At 60.9% G+C, this 26,557-nt stretch carries 26 protein-coding genes; 24 read left to right on the top strand and 2 right to left on the bottom strand.

Annotated features, from left to right (window positions below; genetic code table 11):
• Positions 1 to 71 precede the first annotated feature (71 nt).
• The 12 genes from ACA057_RS23850 to ACA057_RS23795 all read left to right on the top strand — a co-directional run bounded on the left by ACA057_RS23850 (position 72) and on the right by ACA057_RS23795 (position 11,575).
• Positions 72 to 2,294 (top strand): DNA internalization-related competence protein ComEC/Rec2, encoded by a 2,223-nt coding sequence (locus ACA057_RS23850; RefSeq protein WP_497342861.1) that lies wholly within the window; start codon positions 72 to 74, stop codon positions 2,292 to 2,294.
• Positions 2,295 to 2,392: 98 nt separating this feature from the next.
• Positions 2,393 to 3,028, top strand: coding sequence for a flagellar polar localization protein PocA (gene pocA / locus ACA057_RS23845; RefSeq protein WP_401364591.1), 636 nt, complete (start codon positions 2,393 to 2,395; stop codon positions 3,026 to 3,028).
• Positions 3,025 to 3,456, top strand: coding sequence for a flagellar polar localization protein PocB (pocB, locus tag ACA057_RS23840; protein WP_497342859.1), 432 nt, complete (start codon positions 3,025 to 3,027; stop codon positions 3,454 to 3,456). The genes pocA and pocB overlap by 4 nt, the downstream gene beginning before the upstream one ends.
• The gene (lpxK, locus tag ACA057_RS23835) at positions 3,456 to 4,466 is read left to right on the top strand and encodes a tetraacyldisaccharide 4'-kinase (protein ID WP_497342857.1); all 1,011 of its coding nucleotides are present in this window, start codon (positions 3,456 to 3,458) and stop codon (positions 4,464 to 4,466) included. The genes pocB and lpxK overlap by 1 nt, the downstream gene beginning before the upstream one ends.
• Positions 4,467 to 4,490: 24 nt before the next feature.
• Complete coding sequence (locus tag ACA057_RS23830) at positions 4,491 to 4,676, top strand: Trm112 family protein (protein WP_007945752.1); 186 nt, start codon at positions 4,491 to 4,493, stop codon at positions 4,674 to 4,676.
• Entirely contained in the window at positions 4,673 to 5,437 is a 765-nt protein-coding gene (kdsB, locus tag ACA057_RS23825; RefSeq protein ID WP_497342855.1) for a 3-deoxy-manno-octulosonate cytidylyltransferase, read from the top strand. Before ACA057_RS23830 ends, kdsB begins: the two co-directional genes overlap by 4 nt.
• Positions 5,437 to 5,901: a low molecular weight protein-tyrosine-phosphatase gene (locus ACA057_RS23820; protein ID WP_497342853.1), complete on the top strand. Its 465-nt coding sequence runs from the start codon at positions 5,437 to 5,439 to the stop codon at positions 5,899 to 5,901. Before kdsB ends, ACA057_RS23820 begins: the two co-directional genes overlap by 1 nt.
• Complete coding sequence (gene murB, locus ACA057_RS23815) at positions 5,898 to 6,917, top strand: UDP-N-acetylmuramate dehydrogenase (protein WP_497342851.1); 1,020 nt, start codon at positions 5,898 to 5,900, stop codon at positions 6,915 to 6,917. Before ACA057_RS23820 ends, murB begins: the two co-directional genes overlap by 4 nt.
• A 299-nt stretch (positions 6,918 to 7,216) precedes the next feature.
• Entirely contained in the window at positions 7,217 to 7,687 is a 471-nt protein-coding gene (locus ACA057_RS23810) for a (2Fe-2S)-binding protein (protein ID WP_497342849.1), read from the top strand.
• Positions 7,684 to 10,005: a xanthine dehydrogenase family protein molybdopterin-binding subunit gene (locus ACA057_RS23805; RefSeq protein WP_497342847.1), complete on the top strand. Its 2,322-nt coding sequence runs from the start codon at positions 7,684 to 7,686 to the stop codon at positions 10,003 to 10,005. Before ACA057_RS23810 ends, ACA057_RS23805 begins: the two co-directional genes overlap by 4 nt.
• The gene (locus ACA057_RS23800) at positions 10,005 to 10,988 is read left to right on the top strand and encodes an XdhC family protein (RefSeq protein ID WP_497342845.1); all 984 of its coding nucleotides are present in this window, start codon (positions 10,005 to 10,007) and stop codon (positions 10,986 to 10,988) included. The genes ACA057_RS23805 and ACA057_RS23800 overlap by 1 nt, the downstream gene beginning before the upstream one ends.
• On the top strand, positions 10,985 to 11,575 hold the full coding sequence (locus ACA057_RS23795; protein WP_497342843.1) for a nucleotidyltransferase family protein: 591 nt from the start codon (positions 10,985 to 10,987) through the stop codon (positions 11,573 to 11,575). The genes ACA057_RS23800 and ACA057_RS23795 overlap by 4 nt, the downstream gene beginning before the upstream one ends.
• A 188-nt stretch (positions 11,576 to 11,763) precedes the next feature.
• Here ACA057_RS23795 and rne read toward each other — a convergent pair whose 3' ends face one another.
• Positions 11,764 to 15,030: a ribonuclease E gene (gene rne / locus ACA057_RS23790; protein ID WP_497342841.1), complete on the bottom strand. Its 3,267-nt coding sequence runs from the start codon at positions 15,028 to 15,030 to the stop codon at positions 11,764 to 11,766.
• Between the two features lie 704 nt (positions 15,031 to 15,734).
• Here rne and rluC point away from each other — a divergent pair.
• From rluC to sppA, 3 genes are read left to right on the top strand one after another with little or no spacing between them, the layout of a single operon-like run.
• On the top strand, positions 15,735 to 16,697 hold the full coding sequence (gene rluC, locus ACA057_RS23785; RefSeq protein ID WP_007945738.1) for a 23S rRNA pseudouridine(955/2504/2580) synthase RluC: 963 nt from the start codon (positions 15,735 to 15,737) through the stop codon (positions 16,695 to 16,697).
• Positions 16,684 to 17,346 (top strand): HAD-IA family hydrolase, encoded by a 663-nt coding sequence (locus ACA057_RS23780; RefSeq protein WP_497342839.1) that lies wholly within the window; start codon positions 16,684 to 16,686, stop codon positions 17,344 to 17,346. The genes rluC and ACA057_RS23780 overlap by 14 nt, the downstream gene beginning before the upstream one ends.
• 24 nt (positions 17,347 to 17,370) lie before the next feature.
• Positions 17,371 to 18,360, top strand: a complete 990-nt coding sequence (gene sppA, locus ACA057_RS23775; RefSeq protein ID WP_497342837.1) for a signal peptide peptidase SppA — start codon at positions 17,371 to 17,373, stop codon at positions 18,358 to 18,360.
• A 74-nt stretch (positions 18,361 to 18,434) separates the two neighbouring features.
• On the opposite strand, the gene ACA057_RS23770 is transcribed toward sppA, so the two are convergent.
• Positions 18,435 to 19,013 carry a Maf family protein gene (locus ACA057_RS23770; RefSeq protein WP_497342835.1) on the bottom strand — a complete coding sequence of 193 codons (579 nt, stop codon included), beginning with the start codon at positions 19,011 to 19,013 and terminating at the stop codon, positions 18,435 to 18,437.
• A gap of 106 nt (positions 19,014 to 19,119) precedes the next feature.
• Between ACA057_RS23770 and ACA057_RS23765 the strand changes: the two genes are divergently transcribed.
• From ACA057_RS23765 to mltG, 9 genes are all read left to right on the top strand, one after another.
• Positions 19,120 to 19,647, top strand: a complete 528-nt coding sequence (locus tag ACA057_RS23765) for a YceD family protein (RefSeq protein ID WP_004371317.1) — start codon at positions 19,120 to 19,122, stop codon at positions 19,645 to 19,647.
• 13 nt (positions 19,648 to 19,660) lie between these two features.
• The gene (gene rpmF / locus ACA057_RS23760; protein WP_003179396.1) at positions 19,661 to 19,843 is read left to right on the top strand and encodes a 50S ribosomal protein L32; all 183 of its coding nucleotides are present in this window, start codon (positions 19,661 to 19,663) and stop codon (positions 19,841 to 19,843) included.
• A gap of 3 nt (positions 19,844 to 19,846) precedes the next feature.
• A complete protein-coding gene (gene plsX, locus ACA057_RS23755; RefSeq protein WP_401365389.1) occupies positions 19,847 to 20,857 on the top strand; it encodes a phosphate acyltransferase PlsX in 1,011 nt (336 codons plus the stop codon).
• 126 nt (positions 20,858 to 20,983) lie between these two features.
• The gene (gene fabD / locus ACA057_RS23750; RefSeq protein WP_401365386.1) at positions 20,984 to 21,922 is read left to right on the top strand and encodes an ACP S-malonyltransferase; all 939 of its coding nucleotides are present in this window, start codon (positions 20,984 to 20,986) and stop codon (positions 21,920 to 21,922) included.
• Between the two features lie 16 nt (positions 21,923 to 21,938).
• On the top strand, positions 21,939 to 22,682 hold the full coding sequence (gene fabG, locus ACA057_RS23745) for a 3-oxoacyl-ACP reductase FabG (protein ID WP_497342832.1): 744 nt from the start codon (positions 21,939 to 21,941) through the stop codon (positions 22,680 to 22,682).
• Positions 22,683 to 22,874: 192 nt separating this feature from the next.
• Positions 22,875 to 23,111: an acyl carrier protein gene (gene acpP, locus ACA057_RS23740; protein WP_003175607.1), complete on the top strand. Its 237-nt coding sequence runs from the start codon at positions 22,875 to 22,877 to the stop codon at positions 23,109 to 23,111.
• A gap of 108 nt (positions 23,112 to 23,219) precedes the next feature.
• The gene (gene fabF, locus ACA057_RS23735; RefSeq protein ID WP_059406870.1) at positions 23,220 to 24,464 is read left to right on the top strand and encodes a beta-ketoacyl-ACP synthase II; all 1,245 of its coding nucleotides are present in this window, start codon (positions 23,220 to 23,222) and stop codon (positions 24,462 to 24,464) included.
• Positions 24,464 to 25,279, top strand: a complete 816-nt coding sequence (pabC, locus tag ACA057_RS23730) for an aminodeoxychorismate lyase (protein ID WP_497342830.1) — start codon at positions 24,464 to 24,466, stop codon at positions 25,277 to 25,279. Before fabF ends, pabC begins: the two co-directional genes overlap by 1 nt.
• A gap of 3 nt (positions 25,280 to 25,282) precedes the next feature.
• Entirely contained in the window at positions 25,283 to 26,557 is a 1,275-nt protein-coding gene (mltG, locus tag ACA057_RS23725) for an endolytic transglycosylase MltG (protein ID WP_497342828.1), read from the top strand.

Genomic DNA, 26,557 nt, shown 5'->3' with positions numbered 1-26,557 from the left:
GTGACAATTGATATCCATGGTCGTGCGGTGGACCGTCTATGCCTAGGGAAGGAACTCTCAAGGACGGGCTTATGCGCACAGGGATGATGGCGCTGGCGCTAGGGTTGTTGGCCCTGCGTTTTTTACCGGTTTTACCGCCGGTCTGGTTGTGGCTGTTGATGCCGGTAGCGGGTTTGATGCTGCTGCCGTTCAAGACGTACCCGGTGGCGTTCTTCCTGTTCGGCTTCAGTTGGGCGTGCGCGAATGCGCAGTGGGCGCTGGATGATCGCCTGCCGAATAGCCTTGATGGCGAAACCCGTTGGGTCGAAGGCCGGGTAACGGGATTGCCGCAGAACACTGAAGGGGTCGTGCGTTTCGAATTGGCGGACGCTCGGTCGCGGCATGCCAAAGTGCCACAACTGATACGCCTGGCCTGGTATGACGGGCCACCGGTGAACAGTGGCGAACATTGGCGACTGGCGGTCAAGTTGAAGCGTCCTGCCGGGCTGCTCAACCCTCATGCGTTCGATTACGACGCCTGGTTGCTGGCGCAGCGCATCGGCGCCACCGGCACGGTCAAGGATGGCGAGCGGCTGATGGAGGCCCGGTGGGCCTGGCGCGACAGTATTCGTCAGCGTTTGCAAACCGTGGATGCTCAAGGGCGAACGGGCGCGCTGACGGCGTTGGTGCTGGGGGATGGCGCCGGGCTGAGTCGTGAGGACTGGCAGGTCCTGCAAGACACCGGCACCGTGCACCTGCTGGTGATTTCCGGTCAGCACATCGGTTTGCTGGCGGGGTTGGTGTACCTGCTGATTGCCGGGCTGGCCCGCTATGATCTGTGGCCGAACCGTCTGCCGTGGCTGCCGTGGGCGTGTGGCCTGGCCTTTGCCGCAGCGCTCGGTTATGGGCTGCTGGCGGGCTTCGAAGTGCCGGTGCGTCGGGCCTGTGTGATGATCGGCCTGGTGCTGCTGTGGCGGCTGCGTTTTCGTCACCTCGGCGCTTGGTGGCCGCTGTTGCTGGCGCTCGACAGCGTTTTACTGCTGGACCCGCTGGCGAGCCTGCAACCGGGTTTCTGGTTGTCGTTTACGGCTGTCGCGGTGTTGATCTTCACGTTCGGCGGTCGCTTGGGACCCTGGCGATGGTGGCAAACCTGGACGCGCGCGCAATGGCTGATCGCAATCGGTCTGTGCCCGGTGTTGCTGGTGCTGGGTTTGCCGATCAGTCTCAGTGGACCGTTGGTCAATCTGCTGGCGGTGCCGTGGATCAGCCTGGTGGTTTTGCCGCCAGCCCTGCTCGGGACGCTGCTGTTGCCGCTGCCTTATGTTGGCGAAGGCTTGCTGTGGCTGGCGGGTGGTTTGATCGACTGGCTGTTCAAAGCCTTGGCGTTGATGGCCGGTCAAGTTCCTGCGTGGGTGCCGACGGCGATCCCGGTGTGGGCCTGGGCGCTGAGTACCTTCGGTGCCTTTCTACTATTGCTGCCGCGCGGCGTGCCGATGCGCGCGCTGGGCTGGCCGATGCTGCTGTTGCTGGTATTTGCACCCCGGCAAGCGTTGCCGGAAGGGATTGCCGACATCTGGCAGCTGGATGTCGGTCAAGGGTTGGCAATCCTGGTGCGCACCCGCCATCACACCCTGCTGTATGACACCGGACCGCGTTTCGGCGATTTTGACCTGGGCGAACGGGTGGTGCTGCCGTCGTTGCGCAAACTGGGCGTGGACGGACTTGACCTGATGCTGATCAGCCACGCCGACGCCGATCATGCCGGCGGTGCCCGCGCCGTGGCCAATGGGTTACCGGTGAAGCGGGTGATCAGTGGCGATCCAGTGGCGCTGCCGACCGAGCTGCAAGCGACGGCCTGTGAAAGCGGCGTGCAGTGGATCTGGGACGATGTACGGTTCCAGCTCTGGCAATGGTCATCGGCCACCGACAGCAATCAAACGTCCTGCGTCCTGCAGATCGAAGCCAACGGCGAACGCTTGCTGCTGACCGGTGACATCGACATCGCCGCCGAACAAGCCCTGCTCGACAGTCCTCTGGCCGTGCCCACCGATTGGTTGCAGGCGCCGCACCATGGCAGTCGCAGTTCGTCTTCCATGGCACTGCTGGCCGGGTTGCAACCTAAAGCAGTGTTGATCTCCCGCGGCCACGGCAATGCCTTCGGCCATCCCCATCCCACCGTCGTGGCGCGCTATCGAAAGCGCGGCATGCGGATCCATGACAGCGCGGAACAAGGTGCCATTCATCTGCAACTGGGGCGTTTCCAACCACCCGGGTCGATGCGTCAAGAACGGCGTTTCTGGCGCTCGCCGCCGTAATCGCCAGCGAGTAAAGCCCGACCGGATGCGACATCACGGTCTTCGGTGCGCCCACCCCCTATGTTAGAGTGGCGCACTTTTTCGAGGGGACTGTCACTGTGTGGGAATTGGTTAAATCCGGCGGCTGGATGATGATTCCAATCATTCTGAGTTCCATCGTGGCCATGGCGATCGTGGCCGAGCGTCTCTGGACCCTGCGCGCCAGCCGTGTGACCCCGGAGCATTTGCTCGGGCAGGTCTGGGTCTGGATCAAGGACAAGCAACTCAATAAAGACAAACTCAAGGAACTGCGCGCCAACTCCCCGTTGGGCGAGATTCTGGCCGCCGGTCTGGCGAACTCCAGGCATGGTCGCGAGATCATGAAAGAGTGCATCGAAGAAGCCGCGGCCCGGGTTATCCATGAGCTGGAGCGTTACATCAACGCCCTCGGCACCATTGCCGCCATGGCCCCGTTGCTGGGCCTGCTGGGTACGGTACTGGGCATGATCGATATCTTCAGTTCGTTCATGGGCACGGGCATGACCACCAATGCCGCGGTGCTGGCCGGTGGTATTTCCAAAGCCTTGATCACCACGGCGTCGGGTCTGATCGTCGGTATCCCGTCGGTGTTCTTCCACCGTTTCCTGCAACGGCGTATCGATGAACTCGTCGTGGGAATGGAGCAGGAAGCGATCAAGCTGGTCGAGGTTGTACAAGGTGATCGTGACGTGGACCTGAACGGGGGCAAAGCGTGAAATTCCGCCGCAAACAACGGGAAAACATAGACATCAACCTCGTGTCGCTGATCGACGTGGTGTTTGTCCTGCTGCTGTTTTTCGTTGTCACCACTACGTTCACCCGTGAAACCCAGTTGCGCGTCGATCTGCCGGAAGCGGTGAGCGGTACGCCTGCCGACGACCAGCAGGCCAAGCACCTGGACGTTGCCATCAGCGCCGAGGGCGTGTTCTCGGTGAACAATCAGATATTGCCCAAGAACGATCTGGCGACGCTGATGGATGCGCTGCAAAAGGAATCCAGCGGTGACACCAACCTGCCGCTGTCCATCAGCGCCGACGGCAAGACCCAGCATCAGTCGGTCATCACCGCCATGGACGCCGCCGGCAAGCTCGGCTTCAGCCACTTGCGCATGACCACTGTCGAAGCGGCGCCGCCCGCGCCCTGATGGCTATGTCCGATCGCTTGCTCGCCGCGTGGTACCAAGGTCACCCGGCCCTGAAACTGTTGCAGCCGCTGGAGTGGTTGTACCGGCGCGTGGTCATGAACAAGCGCAAGCGTTTTCTGGCGGGTGAGGGCGAGATCTATCAACCGCCAGTGCCGTTGATCGTGGTCGGAAACATCACCGTTGGCGGCACCGGCAAGACGCCGCTGATTCTGTGGATGATCCAGCATTGCCAGCGCAGCGGTTTGCGCGTCGGCGTGGTCAGCCGCGGTTACGGCGCCAAACCGCCGCAATTGCCGTGGCGGGTCGACGCCGATCACAGCGCAGAGGTCGCTGGCGATGAGCCTTTGTTGATCGTCCAGCGCACCGGCGTGCCGTTGATGATCGACCCGGACCGCAGTCGCGCCGTCAAAGCCCTGCTGGCGAGTGAGCCGCTGGACCTGATCCTGTCCGACGATGGCATGCAGCATTACCGTCTGGCCCGAGATATGGAACTGGTGCTGATCGACGCCGCCCGAGGCCTGGGCAACCAGCGTTGCCTGCCGGCCGGGCCGTTGCGTGAACCGGTCGAGCGACTGCAAAGTGTCGACGCGGTGCTCTATAACGGAGCTGCTGCCGATCGCGACGGTGGTTTTGCCTTCCAGTTGCAGCCCACTGCACTGGTCAACCTGAAAAGCGGCGAGCGGCGTCCCCTCGATCACTTTCCCCCAGGGCAAGCGCTGCACGCCGTGGCCGGGATCGGCAATCCGCAGCGTTTCTTCACGACCCTCGAAACGCTACACTGGCAGCCTGTCCCGCATGCGTTTGCCGACCACGCCGAGTACAGCGTCCAAGCCTTGAATTTCACTCCGTCATTGCCGTTGGTGATGACCGAAAAGGACGCGGTGAAGTGCCGTGCCTTCGCCGCTGCCGAGTGGTGGTACCTGGCGGTCGATGCTGCGCCATCGCCGGCCTTCGTGGCCTGGTTCGATACGCAGTTGATGCGCCTGTTGCCGGATCGTCTTTTGCCTTAAAACCGTTTTATCCAGGGAATGCTCATGGACACCAAATTGCTCGACATCCTCGCTTGCCCGGTCTGCAAAGGCCCGCTCAAGCTCAGCGCCGACAAAACCGAGCTGATCAGCAAGGGCGCCGGCCTGGCGTACCCGATTCGTGACGGTATTCCGGTGATGCTCGAAACCGAAGCGCGCACCCTGACCACCGACGAGCGCCTGGATAAATGACCACAGCCTTTACCGTTGTCATTCCATCGCGTTATGCCTCCACCCGTTTGCCGGGCAAACCGCTGCTGTTGATCGCCGGCAAGCCGATGATCCAGCACGTCTGGGAACAGGCGAGCAAAAGCAGCGCCCAGCGCGTGGTGGTCGCCACCGACGATGCGCGCATCGTCGAGGCCTGCAAAGGTTTCGGTGCCGAAGTGGTGCTGACCCGTGAAGACCACAATTCCGGCACCGATCGCCTGGCCGAAGTCGCCGCCAAACTGGGCCTGGCGCCCGACGCGATCGTGGTCAACGTCCAGGGTGACGAACCGTTGATCCCTCCGAGCGTGATCGATCAGGTCGCCGCCAACCTGGCCGCCCACACCGAAGCGCGCATGGCCACCCTGGCCGAGCCGATCGAAGACGTGGAAACCCTGTTCAACCCCAACGTGGTCAAGGTTGTCAGCGACATCAACGGCCTGGCGCTGACCTTCAGTCGCGCCACGTTGCCGTGGGCGCGAGACGCGTTTGCCAAGAGCCGCGAGCAATTGCCGGAAGGCGTGCCGTACCGTCGTCACATCGGCATCTATGCCTACCGCGCCGGTTTCCTGCATGACTTCGTCAGCTGGGGCCCGTGCTGGCTGGAAAACACCGAATCCCTGGAACAATTGCGGGCCTTGTGGCACGGCGTACGGATTCATGTCGCCGACGCACTGATCGCACCGCCGACCGGCGTCGACACCGTTGAAGACCTCGAGCGCGTTCGTCGCCTGCTGGAGGCCTGATGCGGGTTCTGTTCGTCTGCCTGGGCAACATCTGCCGTTCACCCACGGCCGAAGGCGTGCTGCGGCACAAACTGCGCGAAGCGGGGCTGGCCAATCAAATCGAAGTCGCCTCCGCCGGCACCGGTGACTGGCACGTTGGCAAGGCGCCAGACAAGCGTAGCCAGGCGGCGGCCAAGCTGCGCGGCTACGACCTGTCGGCCCAGCGCGCCCAGCAAGTCACGCGCGCGGATTTCGCAACGTATGACCTGATCCTGGCGATGGATAACAGCAACCTGCGCAACCTCAAGGCGCTGCAACCGGCCAAGGGCAAGGCTGAACTGGACCTGTTCCTGCGTCGTTACCAGTCGGAAATCGACGAAGTCCCGGATCCGTATTACGACGGCGACCAGGGCTTTGAGCAGGTGCTCGACTTGATCGAGCGTGCCAGCGATCGGCTGGTAATCGAATTGAAGGGACGGTTATGAGTTTGCAGGTTCGACCGCAGGTTTCGCTCAAGCCGTTCAACAGCTTTGGCGTGGACGTCCAGGCCCGGTTGTTTGCCGAGGCCCACAACGATGCCGACGTCCGCGAAGCCTTGGCCTATGCGGCAGAACACGACGTACCGCTGCTGGTGATTGGCGGCGGCAGCAACTTGCTGCTGACCGCCGATATCCAGTCGCTGGTGCTGCGCATGGCCACGCGCGGGATTCGCATCCTCAGCGATGATGGCAGCAAGGTTGTGATCGAAGCCGAGGCCGGCGAGCCTTGGCATCCCTTCGTGCAACACACCTTGGCGCAGGGTTTGTCGGGGCTGGAAAACCTCAGCCTGATTCCCGGCACCGTCGGCGCGGCACCGATGCAAAACATCGGCGCCTATGGTGTCGAGATCAAGGACGTGTTCGCCGGCCTGACGGCGCTCGATCGCCAGACCGGTGAACTGCGCGATTTCACCTTGGCCGAGTGCAATTTCGCCTACCGCGACAGCCTGTTCAAGCAGCAGCCGGGGCGTTGGCTGATCTTGCGCGTGCGGTTTGCCCTCGATCGTGCCGCGCACCTGCACCTGGAATACGGCCCGGTGCGTCAACGCCTGACCGAGCAAGGCATTGAGCATCCGACCGCTACCGATGTCAGCCAGGCCATATGCAGCATCCGCAACGAAAAACTCCCGGACCCGGCTGTGCTGGGCAATGCCGGCAGCTTCTTCAAGAACCCGTTGGTGCCCGCAGCGCTGGTCGCTCGGCTCAAAGGTGAATACCCGGATCTGGTGGCCTATGCGCAACCTGATGGGCAAATGAAACTGGCGGCGGGCTGGCTGATCGAGCGCGCCGGTTGGAAAGGTTTCCGTGAGGCTGATGCCGGCGTGCATAAATTGCAGGCATTGGTGCTGGTCAATTACGGCGGCGCGACCGGCCTGCAATTGCTCGACCTTGCGCAGCGCATCCAGAAAGACATTTCAGAACGTTTCCATGTCGATCTGGAAATGGAGCCGAACCGGTATTGATGGAGCAGATGCAGGCTTCAAGCTGCAAGCCTCAAGCTATAATTTGCTTTGGCTTCTGCTTGAAGCTTGCAGCTTGAAGCTTGCAACTAATAAGCCCTGTCTCTGCAGGGCTTTTTTGTTAATGCTGGGTTAACTTAGCCACCTAACGATGCATGCGTTTGCTCCACCAAAGGCCCGATGCAGACGTCGCCGTCCGCATAAGAGAGCCCATCAGCCTGAGCGGATCTGCGTGATGCCAACCGCCAACCCCCTGGCGGCAGATTGCTCGACCCCATAACCGATAATATGCGGGCGTGCCCATGATTACCCTGAAGCTCAATGGTCAAGACCATCAACTCGACGTCACCGAGGATATGCCGCTGCTCTGGGCGATCCGCGACGTGGCCGGTTACAACGGCACCAAATTCGGCTGCGGCATGGGCCTGTGCGGTGCCTGCACCATCCATATCGAAGGCGCCCCGGCGCGCAGTTGCATCACACCCATCGGCTCGGTGGTCGGCCAGAACGTCACCACCATCGATAACCTGCATGCCGACCCGGTCGGGCAAGTCGTCCAGCAAGCCTGGCTCGACACCGCCGTGGCCCAGTGCGGTTTTTGCCAGGGCGGGCAAATCATGTCCGCCACGGCGCTGCTCAAGACCAATCCGAACCCCAGCGACGAACAGATCGAAGAGGCGATGGTCGGCAACATTTGCCGTTGCGGCACGTATAACCGCATCAAGACCGCCATCCACCAGGCATCCACTCACCTGAAGGAGGCCAAGGCATGAGCTCGTTACCGAATGATTTCGCCCTGAGCAACCTCAGTCGCCGTGGTTTCCTCAAAGGCGTGGGCGCCACCAGCGCATTGGTGCTGGCCGCAAGTTGGGGCTGGCAGGATGCTTTCGCTGAAGAAAAAGAGAAGAAGTTCGGTGCCGACGGCATGCCCCACGGCTGGATCGATGATCCGAAGGTGTACGTCAGCATCGCCGCTGACGGCAGTGTGACCGTGGTTTGTAACCGCTCGGAAATGGGCCAGGGCGTGCGCACCAGCCTGACCATGGTGGTGGCCGACGAGCTGGACGCCGATTGGGCGATGATGAAGGTGCAACAGGCGCCGGGCGACGAAGTGCGCTTTGGTAACCAGGACACCGACGGTTCGCGCAGCATGCGTCACTGGTACGAGCCGATGCGCCGTTGCGGTGCTGCCGCGCGGACCATGCTCGAACAAGCGGCTGCCGAGCAGTGGAAAGTGCCGGTCAGCGAGTGCCATGCGCAACTGCACAAAGTGATCCATAAACCGACCGGGCGTGAACTGGGCTATGGCGCCTTGGCCGCTGCGGCCAGTGCACTGCCAGTGCCGGCCCGCGACAGTCTGCGGCTCAAGCAGCCGTCGGAATTTCGCTACATCGGCAAGGAAGGCACCAAGGCCATCGACGGTGCCGATATCGTCAATGGCCGCGCCATTTATGGGGCCGATGTGCATTTCGACGGCATGCTCTACGCCACCATCGCGCGTCCGGCGGTGTACGGCGGCAAGGTCAAATCCGTCGACTCCATCGCCGCCATGAAAGTCCCGGGCGTGATCAAAGTCATCAAAATCGACAGCAGCCCGGTGCCGTCGGAGTTTCAACCGCTGGGCGGCGTGGCCGTGGTGGCCAGCAACACCTGGGCAGCGATCAAGGGCCGCGAAGCGCTGAAAATCGAGTGGGATGATGGCCCCAACGCCAGTTATGACTCGATCGCCTACCGCAAGGAAATTGAAGCCGCGTCCCTCAAACCCGGCAAAGTGGTGCGCAACACCGGCAACATCGAAGAAGCCATGGGCAGCGCCGACAGCACCCTGGAAGCCGCCTATTACCTGCCGCACCTGACGCAGGCGCCGATGGAGCCGATGGTTGCCATCGCCCGCTTCAAGGATGGCGTGTGTGAAGCCTGGGCGCCGAGCCAGGCGCCACAAGTCACCCGCGAACGCATTGGCGAACGCCTCGGCATTCCGTTCGATAACGTCACCTTCAACGTTACCCTGCTGGGCGGCGGTTTCGGTCGTAAATCGAAACCGGACTTCATCATTGAGGCGGCCGTCCTCGCCAAGGAATTCCCCGGCAAGGCCGTGCGGGTGCAATGGACCCGTGAAGACGACATCCACTGTTCGTACTTCCACACCGTGTCGGCCGAATACCTGAAGGCCAGCCTGAACAAGGACGGCCTGCCCTCCGGCTGGTTGCACCGTACCGTGGCGCCGAGTATCACCGCGTTGTTCGCGCCGGGCATGAACCACGAAGCGGCCTTCGAGTTGGGCATGGGCTTCACCAACATGGCCTACGCCATCCCCAACGTGCGCCTGGAAAACCCGGAAGCGACGGTTCACACCCGGGTTGGCTGGTATCGCTCGGTGTCGAACATTCCCCACGGTTTCGCCATTCAGAGCTTCGTCGACGAACTGGCGCACAAGGCCGGGCAGGATCCGCTCAAATACCAGATCAAGTTGCTCGGCCCGGATCGTCAGATCGACCCGCGCACCTTGAGTGAAGAGTGGAACTACGGCGAGTCTCCCGAGCGTTATCCGATCGACACCGGCCGATTGCGCACGGTGCTGGAAACCGCTGCCAAAGCCGCCGGTTGGGGCCGTGAATTACCCAAGGGCCGAGGCTTGGGCCTGGCGGTGCATTACAGCTTCGTCACTTACGTGGCGGCGGTGATCGAGGTCGAAGTCAAGGACGACGGCACGTTGATTGTGCACAAGGCTGATATTGCGGTGGATTGCGGTCCGCAGATCAACCCCGAGCGAATTCGCGCGCAGTTCGAGGGCGCCTGTGTGATGGGCCTGGGCAACGCAGTGCTGGGGGAAATCAGCTTCAAGGACGGCAAGGTCCAGCAGGACAATTTCCACATGTACGAAGTGGCGCGCATGTCCCTGGCGCCGAAGGAAGTCGCTGTGCATCTGGTCACGCCGCCGGGCAACGTGCCATTGGGCGGTGTCGGTGAACCGGGCGTGCCGCCGATTGCACCCGCGCTGTGCAACGCGATCTTCGCCGCCACCGGCAAACGCATCCGCGCTCTGCCGGTCCGCTATCAGCTGCAGGGTTGGCAGAAGGCTCAGGCCTGATGGACAGCGTCGATCTTAATGTCCTGCGCAGCGTGCTGGAATGGCGCCGCGCCGGTCAGCGAGTGGTCTTGTACAGCGTGGTCCAGACCTGGGGCACCGCGCCCCGGGCGCCTGGCGCAATGCTGGCCTTGCGTGAAGACGGCGTGGTGATTGGCTCGGTGTCCGGCGGGTGTGTCGAGGATGATCTGATTGCGCGGTTGCACGACGGCCGGATTCCAGCGGATGGGCCGCCGGTGCAGTTGATCACTTATGGGGTGACCCGTGAGGAAGCGGCGCGATTTGGCTTGCCCTGCGGCGGCACCCTGCGCCTGACTGAGGAGCAGGTCGGCGATCCGGCCTGGCTCGCCGAGTTGCTGAAGCGTTGCGAAGCCCATGAAATCGTGGCGCGTTCGCTTGATATCGGCAGCGGTGAAGTGGTGTTGCAGCCGGCCAACAAGGCCGATGTGCTGAGCTTTGATGGCAAAACCCTGCGGGCCATCTACGGGCCGCGTTGGCGGTTATTGCTGATCGGCGCGGGGCAGTTGTCCCGGTATGTCGCCGAGATGGCACGGTTGCTGGATTTCGAAGTGTTGATCTGCGATCCGCGCACCGAATTCGTCTATGGCTGGGAGGAGCAGCACGGACGGTTTGTTTCCGGCATGCCCGACGAGGCAGTGCTGACCATCCAGACCGACGAACGGACGGCCATCGTCGCGCTGACCCACGATCCTCGTCTGGACGACATGGCACTGCTCACGGCCCTGGACTCCAAGGCCTTTTATGTCGGCGCGCTGGGTTCGCGGGTCAACAGCCTGAAGCGTCGGGATAACCTGGCTCAGCTAGGCTTGTCAGAAGAGGCCATCGGGCGCTTGCACGGCCCGATCGGCTTGCACATCGGCAGCCATACCCCGGCGGAAATCGCCTTGTCGCTGCTGGCGGAAATCGTGGCGATCAAGAACGGCGTCGAACTCAAGCAGAAGAAGCCGTTGCAGGAGGTGGTATGAGTGAATCCATCGGCGTCATCGTACTGGCGGCGGGGCAGGGCAGTCGTTTCCGCGAGGTGGCCGGTGCCGAGCAGGATAAGTTGCTGGCTGATTGCAGCGGCCGTGATGGCAAGGTTCGTTCGGTGATCGAGCACGTGCTGGTGAATGTGCCGGCCTCACTGGATAAGCGCATTTTGGTGACCACCGCAGATCGCCCACAGGTGATTCGCATGGCCAAGGCCTACGGCTGCGAAATCGTGCTGATCGAGTCGACGGGCATGGGCGACAGCATTGCCGCCGGAGTAGCGGCGTGTGCGCAGTTGAGCGGTTGGTTGATGGTGCTGGGGGATATGCCGTTTATCCTGCCGTCGAGTATGGAACAGGTGCTGGCGGGGATCGCTGATGATTGCGTCAGTGTGCCGGTGCTTGAGGGAAAGTACGGACATCCGGTGGGATTTGGTCGCAGCTTGGGGCCGGGCTTGATGGCGTTATCGGGGGATCACGGTGCCAAGTCGCTGTTCGCACAGGCGAGGGTGGTCGAGGTGGCGGTGGATGATCCCGGAGTGTTGTGGGATGTGGATGTGCCTGAGAAGTTGGTCTTCGACTGATGGATCGCCATCGCGGGCAAGCCACGCTCCCAAAGGTTTGTGTCGTTCGCTGAATATGTGAACCACACAAAACCTGTGGGAGCGTGGCTTGCCCGCGATGAACGATAACGCGGTCCCGCTGCTTCGCCGCAGACATAAAAAAGCCCCGCCTGGGATTACCAGGCGGGGCTTTTTAGTGGCCGATGGAATCAGACGAGAGGTTTAGGCTCGTGTTCTTTTTCCAGGGCTTGCTCGTGTTGCTGTACCGCTTCCTGAACGGAGCGCGGAGCTTCGTTAATCACCGAAGCAACGGGCTCGGCAGCGACTTCAGCAGCGGGGGCAGGTGCTGCCTCTACCACTTCAGCAGCAACCGGTGCCGGTTCTTCAGCGACAACCGCTTCAACCGGAGCCGCAGCGGCAGCCAGTTCAGCTTCCTTCTGCAGACGCTCTTCTTCGCGCTTGCGACGACGCACTTCACGCGGGTCGTTCGGCGCACGGCCACTAGGCGTCAGCGCGCTGACCGGGGCGGCTTCGACTACCGGCGCAGCCACTTCGGCTACAACCGGGGTTTCAACTGCGGCTTCAACAACCGGTGCTTCAACCACTGGAGCCGGTTCGGCAGCCACAACTACTGGCTCGGAAACCATTGCTTCAGCCACTGCGGCTTCAGCAGCAGGTGCTGGAGCTTCGGCGGCTACTGGCTCGGCAACCCAGTTGAACGCGGTTTGCTCTTCGCGAACTTCACGAACAGCCTCGGTCACGGTTTCGGATGCTGTTTCAACAACCGATTCCGCGACAACCACAGGCTCAGCGGCAGCTTCAACGACAGGCTGTGCTTCACGAGCCGGGGCCACTTCGATTTCCGGAGCGGCGGTGGCTTCTACCGGCGTCGTCGCTTCAACGACTGGCGCTTCCACAGGAGCAGTTTCCAGGGTGGCGGCCGTGGCGCGTTCGGCTTGCTCGTTGGCTTGTGCTTCAGCAGGCGCGCTGATCACGGAGCTGGCAACGGCTGCGGTAACCGCCAGGCCAGCGGCCAGGTCGGCAGTGCTTGGTGCTTCGTTGGCTTCGCTACCTTCGCCGGATTCGGACTCTTCCGAACCTTCGATCACGTTGCCGTTGGCATCGCGTTGACGCTCGCGACGGTTGCTGCGACGACGCTGGCCACGGGAGCGGCGGCGTGGACGATCGCCTTCGGCGCCTTCCTGACCGTCTTCCTGCAGTTGCTCTTCACTGGTGGTCAGCTCTTCTTCGGCAACGGCGGCAGCCGCTTGCTCGGCGCGAGGTTGACGTTCTTCACGCGGTGGGCGTGGAGCACGTTCTTCGCGTGGCTGACGGGCTGGACGCTCTTCAGCGGTAGCCGGAGTCGAAGTAGCCGCGGTGGCCGGAGTGGCATCCAGAGGCTCACGCAGTTCACGAACCGGACGCTCTTCACGATCGCCACGTGGCTTGCGATCTTCACGCGGAGCGCGCGGCGCACGTTCTTCGCGAGGGGCGCGTGGTGCGCGCTCTTCACGTGGGGCGCGTTCTTCACGGGCGACTGCGACTGCTGGCGTTTCTTCGCGGGCTTCACGGGCTTCGCGTGGCTCACGTGGTGCGCGTTCTTCACGCGGTGCACGTTCCTCACGAGGCTTGCGTTCTTCGTCGCGGCGACCGTTACGGTTGCGGCTCTGTTGACGACCGTTGCGACGCTCTTCGTTGCGGGCCGGACGCTCGGTGGTGGCTGGCTTTTCAACCACAACCGGAGCGGCTGGCTCTTCCTTGGTCGCGAACAGGCTGACCAGCGACTTCACCAGGCCTTTGAACAGGCTTGGCTCTGGCGCGGTGACCGGTGCAGCAACAGGTGCGACGACGACTTCGGTCGGCACTGGAGCGTTGGCGCGAGCCGGAGCGGTCTTGACCGCGGCTTCCTGGCGAACCAGGGTGCGGGTCGCAGCGGCTGGCTGGACTTCTTCGACTTCGGCAGCGGCCGCAGCGATTTCGTAGCTGGACTGGCCGACCGCGGCTTCCGGGCTGTCATCGCGCAAACGTTGCACTTCGAAGTGCGGCGTTTCGAGGTGATCGTTCGGCAGAATGACGATGCGGGCACGGGTGCGCAGTTCGATCTTGGTGATCGAGTTGCGTTTCTCGTTGAGCAGGAACGCAGCCACCGGGATCGGCACTTGGGCGCGAACTTCGGCGGTGCGGTCTTTCAGGGCTTCTTCTTCGATCAGGCGCAGTATCGCCAGCGACAGCGATTCAACGTCACGGATGATGCCGGTGCCGTTGCAGCGTGGGCACACGATGCCGCTGCTTTCGCCGAGCGATGGACGCAGGCGCTGACGGGACATTTCCAGCAGGCCGAAGCGCGAGATGCGACCGACTTGCACACGAGCGCGGTCGGCTTCCAGGCATTCGCGGACTTTCTCTTCCACGGCGCGCTGGTTCTTGGCAGGGGTCATGTCGATGAAGTCGATGACGATCAGGCCGCCGATGTCGCGCAAGCGCAACTGACGGGCGATTTCTTCGGCGGCTTCAAGGTTGGTCTGCAGGGCGGTTTCTTCGATGTCGCTGCCTTTGGTGGCGCGCGCCGAGTTGATGTCGATGGACACCAGGGCTTCGGTCGGATCGATCACGATGGAGCCGCCGGAAGGCAGCTCGACGACGCGCTGGAAAGCGGTCTCGATCTGGCTTTCGATCTGGAAACGGTTGAACAGCGGAACGCTGTCTTCGTACAGCTTGATCTTGCTGGCGTACTGCGGCATCACCTGGCGGATGAAGGTCAGGGCTTCGTCCTGGGCTTCAACGCTGTCGATCAGCACTTCGCCGATGTCCTGGCGCAGGTAATCGCGGATGGCGCGGATGATCACGTTGCTTTCCTGGTAGATCAGGAAAGGCGCGGAGCGATCCAGCGAGGCTTCTTTGATAGCGGTCCAGAGTTGCAGCAGGTAATCGAGGTCCCACTGCATTTCTTCGCTGCTGCGGCCAAGGCCGGCCGTGCGAACGATCAGACCCATGTCAGCCGGGGCAACCAGACCGTTCAGGGCTTCACGCAGTTCGTTGCGCTCTTCACCTTCGATGCGACGGGAGATACCGCCGGCACGCGGGTTGTTCGGCATCAGAACCAGGTAACGACCGGCCAGGCTGATGAAGGTGGTCAGGGCTGCGCCCTTGTTGCCACGTTCTTCTTTTTCGACCTGAACGATGACTTCCTGGCCTTCGCTCAGGACGTCCTTGATGTTGACGCGGCCTTCGGGGGCTTTCTTGAAGTATTCGCGGGAGATTTCTTTGAGGGGCAGGAAGCCGTGGCGCTCAGAGCCGAAATCGACAAAGGCAGCCTCAAGGCTTGGTTCGATGCGAGTAATCCGGCCTTTATAGATGTTGGCCTTTTTCTGCTCGCGTGCACCGGATTCGATGTCCAGGTCATAGAGGCGCTGGCCATCTACCAGTGCAACACGCAACTCTTCGGGTTGAGTTGCGTTAATCAGCATTCTTTTCATGTAGTACCGTCGGTTTCCGGGCTGCCGGAAACGGCGTTCGGCACACACGACTTCTCATGGTCGGTGTCAGGTGCGTCAGGAGTGTGGTTGGACACTCCAGTGTCTAGCGATGTCAGGCCAATGTGGGCCGGCGTCGCGACGTACGCGTCCTGCTTGCTGTGGCTACTTAAGCACTCAGTCAGGAGGAGGAATCAACCGGCGACTGTGGACGAGATGAAGCGTCTAAATATAAGCCTAGTGCTACACAGTCCGACGGTTGTGCATCTCCACCCTACACGTATCCCTGATAATTCGGGTGCTGCCGCGCGCAGAATCCGCAGCGGGTTGGCATTTACCGTGAGCTCCGAAAGGGGAGGTCACGCATCATGGCTAATTTAGGCGTTGTTTCCGAAGCGTTCGCTCGGGGTTGTTCGTAGCTGACTGCACTTTGTGAACTGGCCGTGAATATTTGCTCGGAAGGCGAGTGAAAACTCTGCTTTGCGGCATGATTCAGGCCTCATGTCACCTGCGCTCGTTACAGCTGCAAACTCTACCGTTACGTAGCGAAAGCCCCGTAGGACGGCCTCACGTCCTCGTGAATTGCGTTGGTCAGGGCCGGTTTTTGACCGTTAGTCCGCTGTCCAGGCCACTTTTGGCGGCGTTCGCGACTATAGCAGCAATGATTAAGTGCTTCAATTCCATAAAAAATTGTTATCATCCGCACCATGACGACTACTGCCCCTTCGACCCCAGCCGTACAACTGCTGGAGGTCTCGCCGGAATATGCCGGCCAACGTATTGATAACTTCCTTCTCGCTCGGCTCAAAGGCGTGCCCAAGACCTTGATTTATCGCATTTTGCGCAAGGGCGAAGTGCGAGTGAACAAAGGTCGGATCAAGCCCGAATACAAGCTGCAGGCGGGCGATATCGTGCGCGTGCCGCCGGTACGCGTGCCTGAGCGCGATGAGCCGGTGCCGCTGGCACAAGGCCTGCTCCAGCGTCTCGAAGCCTCGATTGTTTTCGAGGACAAGGCGCTGATCGTGATCAACAAGCCTTGCGGCATCGCGGTTCACGGCGGCAGCGGCCTGACTTACGGCGTGATCGAAGCCTTTCGTCAGTTGCGCCCCGATTGCAAGGAGCTCGAGCTGGTTCACCGTCTCGACCGTGATACTTCGGGCCTGCTGATGATCGCCAAGAAACGCAGCATGTTGCGCCACTTGCACACGGCATTGCGTGGCGATGGCGTCGATAAGCGCTATATGGCGCTGGTTCGCGGTAACTGGGCGGCGTCGATCAAGCAAGTCCGTGCGTCGCTGGGCAAGAGCAATCTGCGCTCCGGCGAGCGTATGGTCGAGGTCGACGAGGAGGAGGGCAAGGAGTCTGTGACCGTGTTCAAGGTCCTGCGCCGCTTCGGCGACTTTGCCACCCTGATCGAGGCGAAGCCGATCACCGGCCGGACTCACCAGATCCGTGTCCACACCTTGCACGCTGGGCATTGCATTGCCGGTGACACCAAGTACGGCGATGAAGGCTTCAGTAAGGAAATTCGTGACCTGGGTGGAAAGCGCCTGTTCCTGCACGCCTACATGCTGACGGTGCCACTGCCGGATGGCAGCGAGTTGAAGTTGCAGGCGCCTGTCGACGAGATGTGGGCCAAGACCGTGGAGCGCCTGAGTGCACCCCTCTGATTATAAATTGCTGATTTTTGATTGGGACGGCACGCTCGCTGATTCCATTGGTCGGATTGTCGAGGCGATGCACGTCGCCTCCGAGCGCTCCGGGTTTGAGTTGCGCGATGATTTTGCCGTCAAGGGCATCATTGGCCTGGGGCTGCCGGAAGCGATTCGCACGTTGTACCCGGAGATTGGCGATACCGAACTGATCGCTTTTCGCGAACATTACGCCGATCACTACATCGCCTCGGAAGCCGTGCCTTCGCCGCTGTTCGAAGGTGTTGTCGAGTCGATGGAGGCGTTTCGCGCCGAGGGTTATCGCTTGGCAGTGGCAACCGGCAAGGCCCGTCGCGGGCTGGATCGGGTGCTGAAGTCTCACGGTTGGGAAGGTTATTTCGACATCACCCGTGCGGCCGACGAAACCGCCAGCAAACCCCATCCGCTGATGCTGGAGCAGATTCTCGCCCATTGCGAGGTTCGTCCGGAGCAGGCATTGATGGTCGGCGATTCGTCTTTTGACTTGCAGATGGCGCGCAACGCCGGCATGGATTCGGTGGCGGTCAGTTACGGCGCTCAATCCATCGAAGCGCTGAAGCTGTTCGAGCCGGCACTGGCGATTGATCGTTTTTCAGAATTGCATGCCTGGCTGAATCAGCGGGCTTAATAGGTTTTTGCTGGGGTAGATGTCATGACCGACGAATGGAAAGCGCCCGCCAAGGCGAGCGCAGAGAGCGGTGACGAGAAAAGCTGGAAGCTGCTTGAAACGACTCTGCTGGCCAGCGTGCAGGAGCAGCGCCGGTCCCGTCGCTGGGGGATTTTCTTCAAGCTGCTGACCTTTGTGTACCTGTTTGGCGCGCTGGTGCTGTTCACGCCGCTGATGGACATGGAAAAAGCCGCCACACGCAGTGCCAATTACACGGCATTGATCGACGTGACCGGCATGATCGCCGACAAGGAGCCGGCCAGCGCCGATAACATCGTCGGCAGCCTGCGGGCGGCTTTCGAAGACGAGAAGGTCAAGGGCGTCATTCTGCGCATCAACAGCCCGGGTGGTAGTCCGGTGCAGTCGGGTTATGTCTACGACGAAATCCGCCGTTTACGTGGCCTGCATCCGGACACCAAGGTGTATGCGGTGATCTCGGACCTGGGCGCGTCGGGTGCTTACTACATTGCCAGTGCGGCGGATCAGATCTACGCCGACAAGGCGAGTCTGGTGGGGTCCATTGGTGTGACGGCGGCCGGTTACGGTTTTGTCGGCACCATGGAGAAGCTGGGTGTCGAGCGTCGTACGTACACCTCCGGGGAGCACAAGACCTTCCTCGATCCGTTTCAGCCGCAGAAGCCTGAAGAAACGCAGTTCTGGCAGAGTGTGCTTGATACCACTCATCAGCAGTTCATCAACAGCGTGAAGCAGGGTCGTGGTGATCGCCTCAAGGACAAGGAACATCCGGAGCTGTTCTCCGGGCTGGTCTGGAACGGCGAGCAGGCACTGCCGCTAGGGCTGATCGATGGCCTGGGCAATGCGAGTTCGGTGGCGCGTGATGTCATTGGCGAGAAAGAACTGGTGGATTTTACGGTTCAGGAGTCGCCGTTTGATCGCTTTTCGAAGAAGCTCGGTGCCAGTGTGGCTGCGCAGTTGGCAATGTGGATGGGGTTTAACGGTCCGTCGCTGCGCTGATTTTTTTTGCGGTGCTAAAAAAACCGGCCCCAGTGGCCGGTTTTTTCGTCTGTGCGCGGTCTCGGTAGCAGTGTTCAGGGGATTTGCACGCCTTCGTTGAGCAGCATATCGATCAGGCGGATCAGCGGCAGGCCGACCAGGCTGGTGGCGTCAGGCCCTTCGGTGCGTTGAAACAAGCTCACCCCCAAACCCTCAGCCTTAAAGCTGCCAGCGCAGTCATAGGGCTGTTCGGCGCGCAGATAACGCTCAATGCGCGCCTGATCGAGCGTGCGCATATGCACTGTGAACGGCACGCAATCGACCTGACAGTCTCCCGTCTGACTATTCAGCAACGCCAAACCCGTCAGAAACGTAACGCTGGCACCACTGGCCGCCATTAACTGCTCACGCGCCTTTTCGAACGTATGCGGCTTGCCAATCATCCGATCACCCAGCACCGCAACCTGATCGGAGCCGATAATCAGATGAGCGGCATGACTGCCGGCCAGCGCCCGGGCTTTCTGCTCGGCGAGGCGTTTTACTAACTCAATCGCGGACTCCCCCGGACGATGACTTTCATCAATATCCGGCGAACCGCAGGTGAACGGCAGCTGCAAGCGGGCCAGCAATTCCCGGCGGTAAACCGAGCTAGAAGCGAGTAATAGAGGCAGCATGCGCATCTCCAAAAGACAGGTGCGAATTCTAGCGGAGGCTTGCAAGTGACGGACAGGGCTGAATTTCCTTTGACATGGCTGGGTGCATCCCTATAATGCTGCGCCTATGTTGAATGACCCGATTCCACCTCACGTTGACCCGCGCAAATTGGCTGATCGTGGCACCACCCTTCAAGGTGAACTGCTGCTGGCCGATTTGGAGAGACTCTGCGACCCGCTTTCCGACACTGTCGGTACGGTGCAGGCTAAATTCGTTTTTGAACGAGATGAACGTAAGTCTGTGGTAATCCACAGCTTTATCGACACCGAAGTCAAAATGGTTTGCCAGCGTTGTCTTGAGCTGGTCACCCTGCCGATCCATAGCGAATGCAGTTATGCTGTGGTGAAGGAGGGTGCGAATACCCAGTCGTTGCCGAAAGGTTATGACGTGCTGGAACTGGGCGAAGATCCATTGGATCTGCAGTCACTGATCGAGGAGGAGCTTCTGCTCGCCTTGCCCATTGTGCCTGCTCATCATCCGGAAGAATGCCAGCAGCCGGCGGGTCTCGATGAGCCCGAACCGAGCGAGGACGAGGTAACGCGGTCCAACCCGTTCAGTGTATTGGCGCAGTTAAAGCGTGACCCAAACGTTTAGGAGTTAATCAATTATGGCTGTTCAGCAGAACAAAAAATCCCGCTCTGCCCGTGACATGCGCCGTTCGCACGACGCTCTCGAGGCTAGCACCCTGTCTGTAGAAAAAACCACCGGTGAAGTTCACCTGCGTCACCACGTATCGCCAGAAGGCGTATACCGTGGTCGTAAAGTGATCGACAAGGGCGCTGACGAGTAATCCTTGTCTGCTCAAGTCATCGCGATTGACGCAATGGGCGGGGACTTCGGTCCCCGCAGCATTGTTCAGGCCAGCCTTGCTTGTCTGTCTGCTACGCCCTCGCTGCACCTGACCCTCGTCGGTCAACCCTCACTTCTTGAAGAATTGCTCTCTGGCCAATCGGCTGTGGATCGCGCGCGCCTGTCGATTGTGCCGGCGTCCGAAGTCATTACGATGGACGAGAAGCCTGCCCAGGCGTTGCGCGGCAAACCTGATTCGTCGATGCGCGTGGCGCTTGAGTTGCTGCGTGACGGCAAGGTCCAGGCCTGTGTCAGTGCCGGCAACACCGGCGCGCTGATGGCCTTGTCACGGTTTGTGCTCAAGACCTTGCCAGGCATTGATCGCCCGGCCATGGTCGCGGCGATTCCGACGCAGAAGGGTTACTGCCAGTTGCTCGACCTGGGCGCCAATGTCGATTGCAGCGCCGAGCACCTGTTGCAGTTCGCGGTGATGGGCTCGGTGGCGGCGGAAACCCTGGGCATCGTGCGTCCGCGCGTGGCGCTGCTGAACATCGGCACCGAAGACATCAAGGGTAATCAGCAGGTCAAGCTCGCTGCAACATTGCTGCAAAGTGCCCGTGGTATCAACTACATCGGTTTTGTCGAAGGTGACGGTTTGTACCGTGGCGAAGCGGATGTGGTGGTGTGTGACGGCTTCGTCGGCAATATCCTGCTCAAATCCAGCGAAGGCCTGGCGACCATGATTGCCGGGCGCATCGAAGCCTTGTTCAAGAAAAACCTCGCGTCAAAAATGGTCGGTGCCCTGGCGCTGCCACTGATGAAGCGTTTGCAAGCCGATCTGGCGCCCGCGCGACATAACGGCGCGAGTTTCCTCGGTTTGCAGGGGATCGTGGTGAAAAGCCACGGTTCTGCCGGGGTCCAGGGCTTTCAGAGTGCTATTTCCCGCGCACTGATCGAAATTCAGGAAAACCTGCCGGAGCGGATTCACGGTCGTCTGGAGGATTTGTTGCTTTAGGCGTTTTCGTCGGACAATGCTTAAATGTGACCGCTCAGTTCAATTGGCCATCCAACTGTCAGTTTCTTGCGTCCCCCAAGCGGGGCGTCAAATTTTCCGACGACAAGATCATTAGGGGCTCGTTACATGTCTGCTTCCCTCGCATTCGTCTTTCCAGGACAGGGTTCGCAGTCCCTCGGCATGCTGGCCGAGTTGGGCGCACAACATCCTGTTGTCCTCGAAACATTCAAAGAAGCTTCCGATGCCCTGGGTTACGACCTGTGGGCACTGACCCAGCAAGGGCCGGAAGAGCAACTCAATCAAACCGATAAAACCCAACCGGCCATTCTGACCGCCTCGATCGCCTTGTGGCGTCTGTGGCTGGCTGAAGGCGGTGCGCGTCCCGCTTATGTTGCCGGTCACAGCCTGGGCGAATACAGCGCTCTGGTGGCGGCGGGCAGTCTGAGCCTGGGCGACGCCGTCAAGCTGGTTGAGCGCCGTGGCCAGTTGATGCAGGAAGCCGTTCCGGCCGGGCAGGGCGGCATGGCCGCAATCCTCGGTCTGGAAGACGCTGACGTGCTGGCTGCCTGTGCCGAAGCGGCGCAAGGCGACGTGGTGAGCGCGGTCAACTTCAACTCGCCGGGCCAAGTGGTTATCGCCGGAGCCAAGGCGGCGGTCGAGCGCGCCATTGAAGGCTGCAAGGCCCGTGGTGCCAAGCGCGCCATGCCGTTGCCGGTCAGCGTGCCGTCCCATTGCGAGCTGATGCGTCCAGCGGCCGAGCGTTTCGCTGAGTCGATCGCTGCGATCGACTGGCAGGCGCCGCAGATTCCTGTTGTGCAGAACGTCAGCGCAGCCGTGCCGGCGGATCTGGAAACCCTCAAGCGCGATCTGCTTGAGCAGCTCTACAAGCCTGTACGCTGGGTCGAGTCGGTCCAGGCGCTGGCCGCCAAGGGTGCGACCCAACTGGTCGAATGCGGTCCTGGCAAAGTGCTGGCTGGCCTGAACAAGCGTTGCGCCGAAGGCGTATCGACATCCAACCTCAATACCCCAGACGCTTTCGCTGCCGCCCGCGCAGCGTTGGCCTGAATCAGGAGAAGCTTGCATGAGTCTGCAAGGTAAAGTTGCACTGGTCACCGGTGCGAGCCGCGGCATCGGCCAGGCTATCGCCCTGGAACTGGGTCGTCAGGGCGCTATCGTCGTGGGTACCGCGACGTCCGCCTCGGGTGCCGAGCGTATTGCCGCTACCCTGAAGGAAAACGGTATTCAGGGCACTGGCCTGGAACTCAATGTCACCAGCGACGAATCTGTCGCAGCGGTGCTCGCGAGCATCACGGCACAGTTCGGAGCGCCGGCGATCCTGGTCAACAATGCTGGTATCACCCGCGATAATCTGATGATGCGGATGAAAGATGACGAATGGCATGACGTCGTCGATACCAACCTGAACAGTCTGTTCCGCCTGTCCAAAGGCGTTTTGCGCGGCATGACCAAGGCCCGTTGGGGACGAATTATCAGTATTGGCTCGGTTGTGGGTGCCATGGGCAACGCAGGCCAAGTAAACTACGCTGCCGCCAAGGCCGGTCTGGAAGGTTTCAGCCGTGCGCTGGCGCGTGAAGTCGGATCGCGTTCGATTACGGTAAACTCGGTGGCTCCTGGGTTCATCGACACCGATATGACCCGCGAACTGCCTGAATCACAGCGTGAAAGCTTGGTGACACAGATTCCGCTGGGCCGTCTGGGGCAAGCTCAAGAGATCGCGTCTGTGGTCGCTTTTCTTGCATCCGACGGTGCGGCTTACGTTACTGGGGCTACAATCCCGGTGAACGGCGGGATGTACATGAGTTAAATGTGACGGATTGCTTCAAAAAAATGTCATACGAGCTGTCTAAAATCCGTTATAAAGCTGCAATCTATTTTATAGGCGGAAGGCCGCAGGGTTTGAGGAGTGAAGCTTTCAGTTGAAAAACTGAAAAGTCTTTCTATACACTTACCCACTGGCCAGCTGCCTGAATTTGTCCATTAGGAGTGAAAACAAGGTATGAGCACCATCGAAGAGCGCGTCAAGAAAATCGTTGCTGAGCAACTGGGCGTTAAAGAAGAAGAAGTGGTCAACACTGCTTCCTTCGTCGAAGACCTGGGTGCCGACTCCCTTGACACCGTTGAGCTGGTGATGGCTCTGGAAGAGGAATTCGAGACCGAAATCCCTGACGAAGAAGCCGAGAAAATCACTACTGTACAAGCTGCAATCGACTACGTTACTAGCCACCAGGCGTAATAGTTTGTAATCGTTGCTTGCTGTCATGGAAAAACCGCACTGCCATCACGGCGTGCGGTTTTTTCTTTAGGCCTGATGCAAAGTCGTCATTTGAAAAAGGAGAGTGCTGTGTCGCGTAGACGCGTCGTAGTCACCGGTATGGGTATGTTGTCGCCACTGGGCACGGATGTGCCAAGCAGCTGGCAGGGCATTCTGGCTGGCCGCAGTGGCATTGGTCTGATCGAACACACCGACCTTTCTGCCTATTCCACCCGTTTTGGCGGCTCGGTAAAGGGCTTCAATGTCGAGGAATACCTGTCGGTCAAGGAAGCTCGCAAGCTCGACCTGTTCATTCAGTACGGTCTGGCCGCAGGGTTCCAGGCAGTACGCAACTCCGGCCTGGAAGTCACTGACGCCAACCGTGAGCGCATCGGCGTGGCCATGGGTTCGGGTATTGGCGGTCTGACCAATATCGAAGAAACCAGCCGCACGCTGCATGATTCCGGCCCACGACGGATCTCTCCGTTTTTCGTGCCTGGCTCGATCATCAATATGATTTCCGGTTTCCTGTCCATTCACTTGGGTGCACAGGGACCTAACTACGCCATCGCCACCGCGTGTACCACCGGTACGCACTGCATCGGCATGGCGGCACGCAACATCATGTACGACGAAGCCGACGTGATGATCGCCGGCGGCGCCGAGATGGCGGCGTGCGGTCTGGGCATGGGCGGCTTCGGTGCCTCCCGCGCGCTGTCGACCCGCAATGACGAGCCGACCCGTGCCAGCCGTCCATGGGACAAGGGCCGTGATGGCTTCGTATTGTCCGATGGCGCCGGTGCGCTGGTGCTGGAAGAGCTGGAGCACGCCAAGGCCCGCGGCGCGACCATCTACGCCGAGCTGATCGGCTTCGGCACCAGCGGCGACGCCTACCACATGACCTCGCCTCCCGCCGATGGCGCCGGTGCTGCACGTTGCATCACCAATGCCCTGCGTGACGCGAAGATCAACGGTGACCAAGTCCAGTACATCAACGCCCACGGCACGTCGACTTCGGCAGGCGACCTCGCTGAAGCCTGCGCGATCAAGTCGGTGTTCGGTGATCACGCCTACAAGCTGGCCGTCAGTTCGACCAAGTCCATGACCGGTCACCTGTTGGGTGCGGCGGGCGCGGTCGAGGCCATCTTCAGCGTGCTGGCGATCAACAGCCAGGTCGCGCCACCGACCATCAACCTCGATGAGCCGGACGAAGGTTGCGACCTCGATTTCGTTCCGCACACTGCGCGCAATATGGATATCGATGTGGTGCTGTCCAACTCCTTCGGGTTTGGCGGTACCAACGGCTCGCTGGTGTTCCGCCGGTTCTCTGAGTGATGGACAGCTGGGTCGACGGTCAGCCGGCTGACGCTTTGTCGCTGAAGGATCGCGGCCTGGCTTATGGCGATGGTCTGTTCGAGACCATTGCCGTGCGGGGCGGGCAGCCGCTGTTGCTGGACCGGCACCTGTCGCGTCTGGCAGAGGGTTGTTCGCGCCTGGCGATCGTTGCCGATCACGAGTTGATCCGCAACGAACTGCTGGCCTATGCCGGCGCATTGGGCGAGGGCGTGCTCAAGCTCATCCTTACGCGCGGCGACAGCGTGCGCGGTTACGCGCCCGACCCCACGGCCCAGGCCCGACGCATTGTGCAAGGTAATCCGCCCGCGGCTTATCCGGCTGTTCATGCCGAGCAGGGCGTTCGCCTGTTTCCTTGCGCGACACGGCTTTCAAAACAGCCGCTGCTCGCCGGCCTCAAACACCTGAATCGTCTTGAGCAAGTGATCGCGCGTTCCGAATGGCAAGACACCGAGCATGCCGAAGGCCTGATGCTCGATCACGTCGGGCGGGTGATCGAAGGCGTGTTCAGCAATCTGTTTCTGGTGCGCGATGGCGTGTTGATTACGGCCAATCTCAAGCGTTGTGGCGTGGCCGGCGTGATGCGTGCCGAATTATTGTTTCAAGCCAAGTCGTTGGGGATCCCCACGCAAGTCACCGATATCACCCTCGAACAGCTGCAATGGGCTGACGAAGTCTTTGTCTGCAACAGCGTGTATGGCGTTTGGCCGGTGCGCGCCTATGCAGCACTGAGCTGGCCGGTTGGTCCGCTCACCCGTAAACTCCAAACCATTGCCCGCGCGCTACTGGATGCTTGATTCGTGAGACGTAAATTCTTGCTGCTGCTGGAAACCGGATTGGTTCTGGCGGGGCTGTGTCTGGCCGCTTCGGCCTGGAAAATTCATTCGGCGCTGGAACAGCCGCTGAACATTACCCAGGAAGAACTGCTGGAAGTGCCCAAGGGCACGACTCCAACCCGTACCTTTTATCGACTCGAAGCCGATGGCGTCATCAAGGACGCTTTCTGGTTGCGCGTGTATTGGCGTTTCAATCTCGCCAAGCAACCGTTGCACAAAGGTGAGTACCGCATGCAGCCCGGCATGACGGTTGAAGGGCTGATCGACCTGTGGAAGCGCGGCGAAATCGTTCAGTACAGCCTGACCCTGGTCGAGGGCTGGAATTTCCATCAGGTCCGTGCGGCGTTGGCCAAGGATGAAAAACTCGATCAGACCCTGAACGGTTTGAGCGACAGCGAAGTGATGGACAAGCTCGGCCACAGCGGGATCTTCCCGGAAGGGCGATTCTTCCCCGACACGTACCGCTTCGTGCGCGGCATGTCCGACGTCGAGTTGCTGAAACTGGCCTATGACCGCCTCGACGAAGTGCTCGCCAAGGAATGGAGCCAGCGCGCTGCGGATGTGCCGTACACCGAACCCTATCAGGCGCTGATCATGGCCTCGCTGGTAGAGAAGGAAACGGGCGTGCCACAGGAGCGTGGGCAGATTGCCGGCGTGTTCGTGCGACGCATGGAAATGGGCATGCTGCTGCAGACCGATCCGACCGTGATCTACGGCCTCGGCGATCGTTACAACGGCAAGCTGACCCGCGCTCATCTCAAGGAGCCGACGCCATACAACACCTACATGAACTCGGGGTTGCCGCCGACGCCGATTGCCATGGTCGGTCGTGAAGCGATCCATGCGGCGCTGAATCCAGTGGCGGGCAACAGCCTCTACTTTGTAGCGCGCGGTGATGGCAGCCACGTGTTCTCCGATGACCTGGATGCGCACAACAATGCCGTGCGCGAGTTCCAGATCAAGCGCCGCGCCGATTATCGCTCCAGCCCGGCACCGGCCACTGCGCCGGAGGCCACCGATGAGCAGGCACCGATTCCGGCCGCGTCGCCCAACACCGTGCCCGAGGCTTTGCCGCCCGTGACGCCGCAGGAGCCGGTTCAGGAGTCGCCGCCAGTGCCTGCGCAAGAGGCGCCGCAAACGCCTGCTTCGCAGCCAGCTCCCGCTCCGGAGCCCGCCCAAGAACCCGCTGCTGCTCCCGCGCCCGAACCGGACGCCGCCGCGCCGCAAAGCCCGCAATGA

This window comes from Pseudomonas sp. LBUM1661, assembly GCF_059695925.1.
Note: the sequence above shows the minus strand (reverse complement) of the source record. Positions and strands in the feature narration are given on the sequence as shown.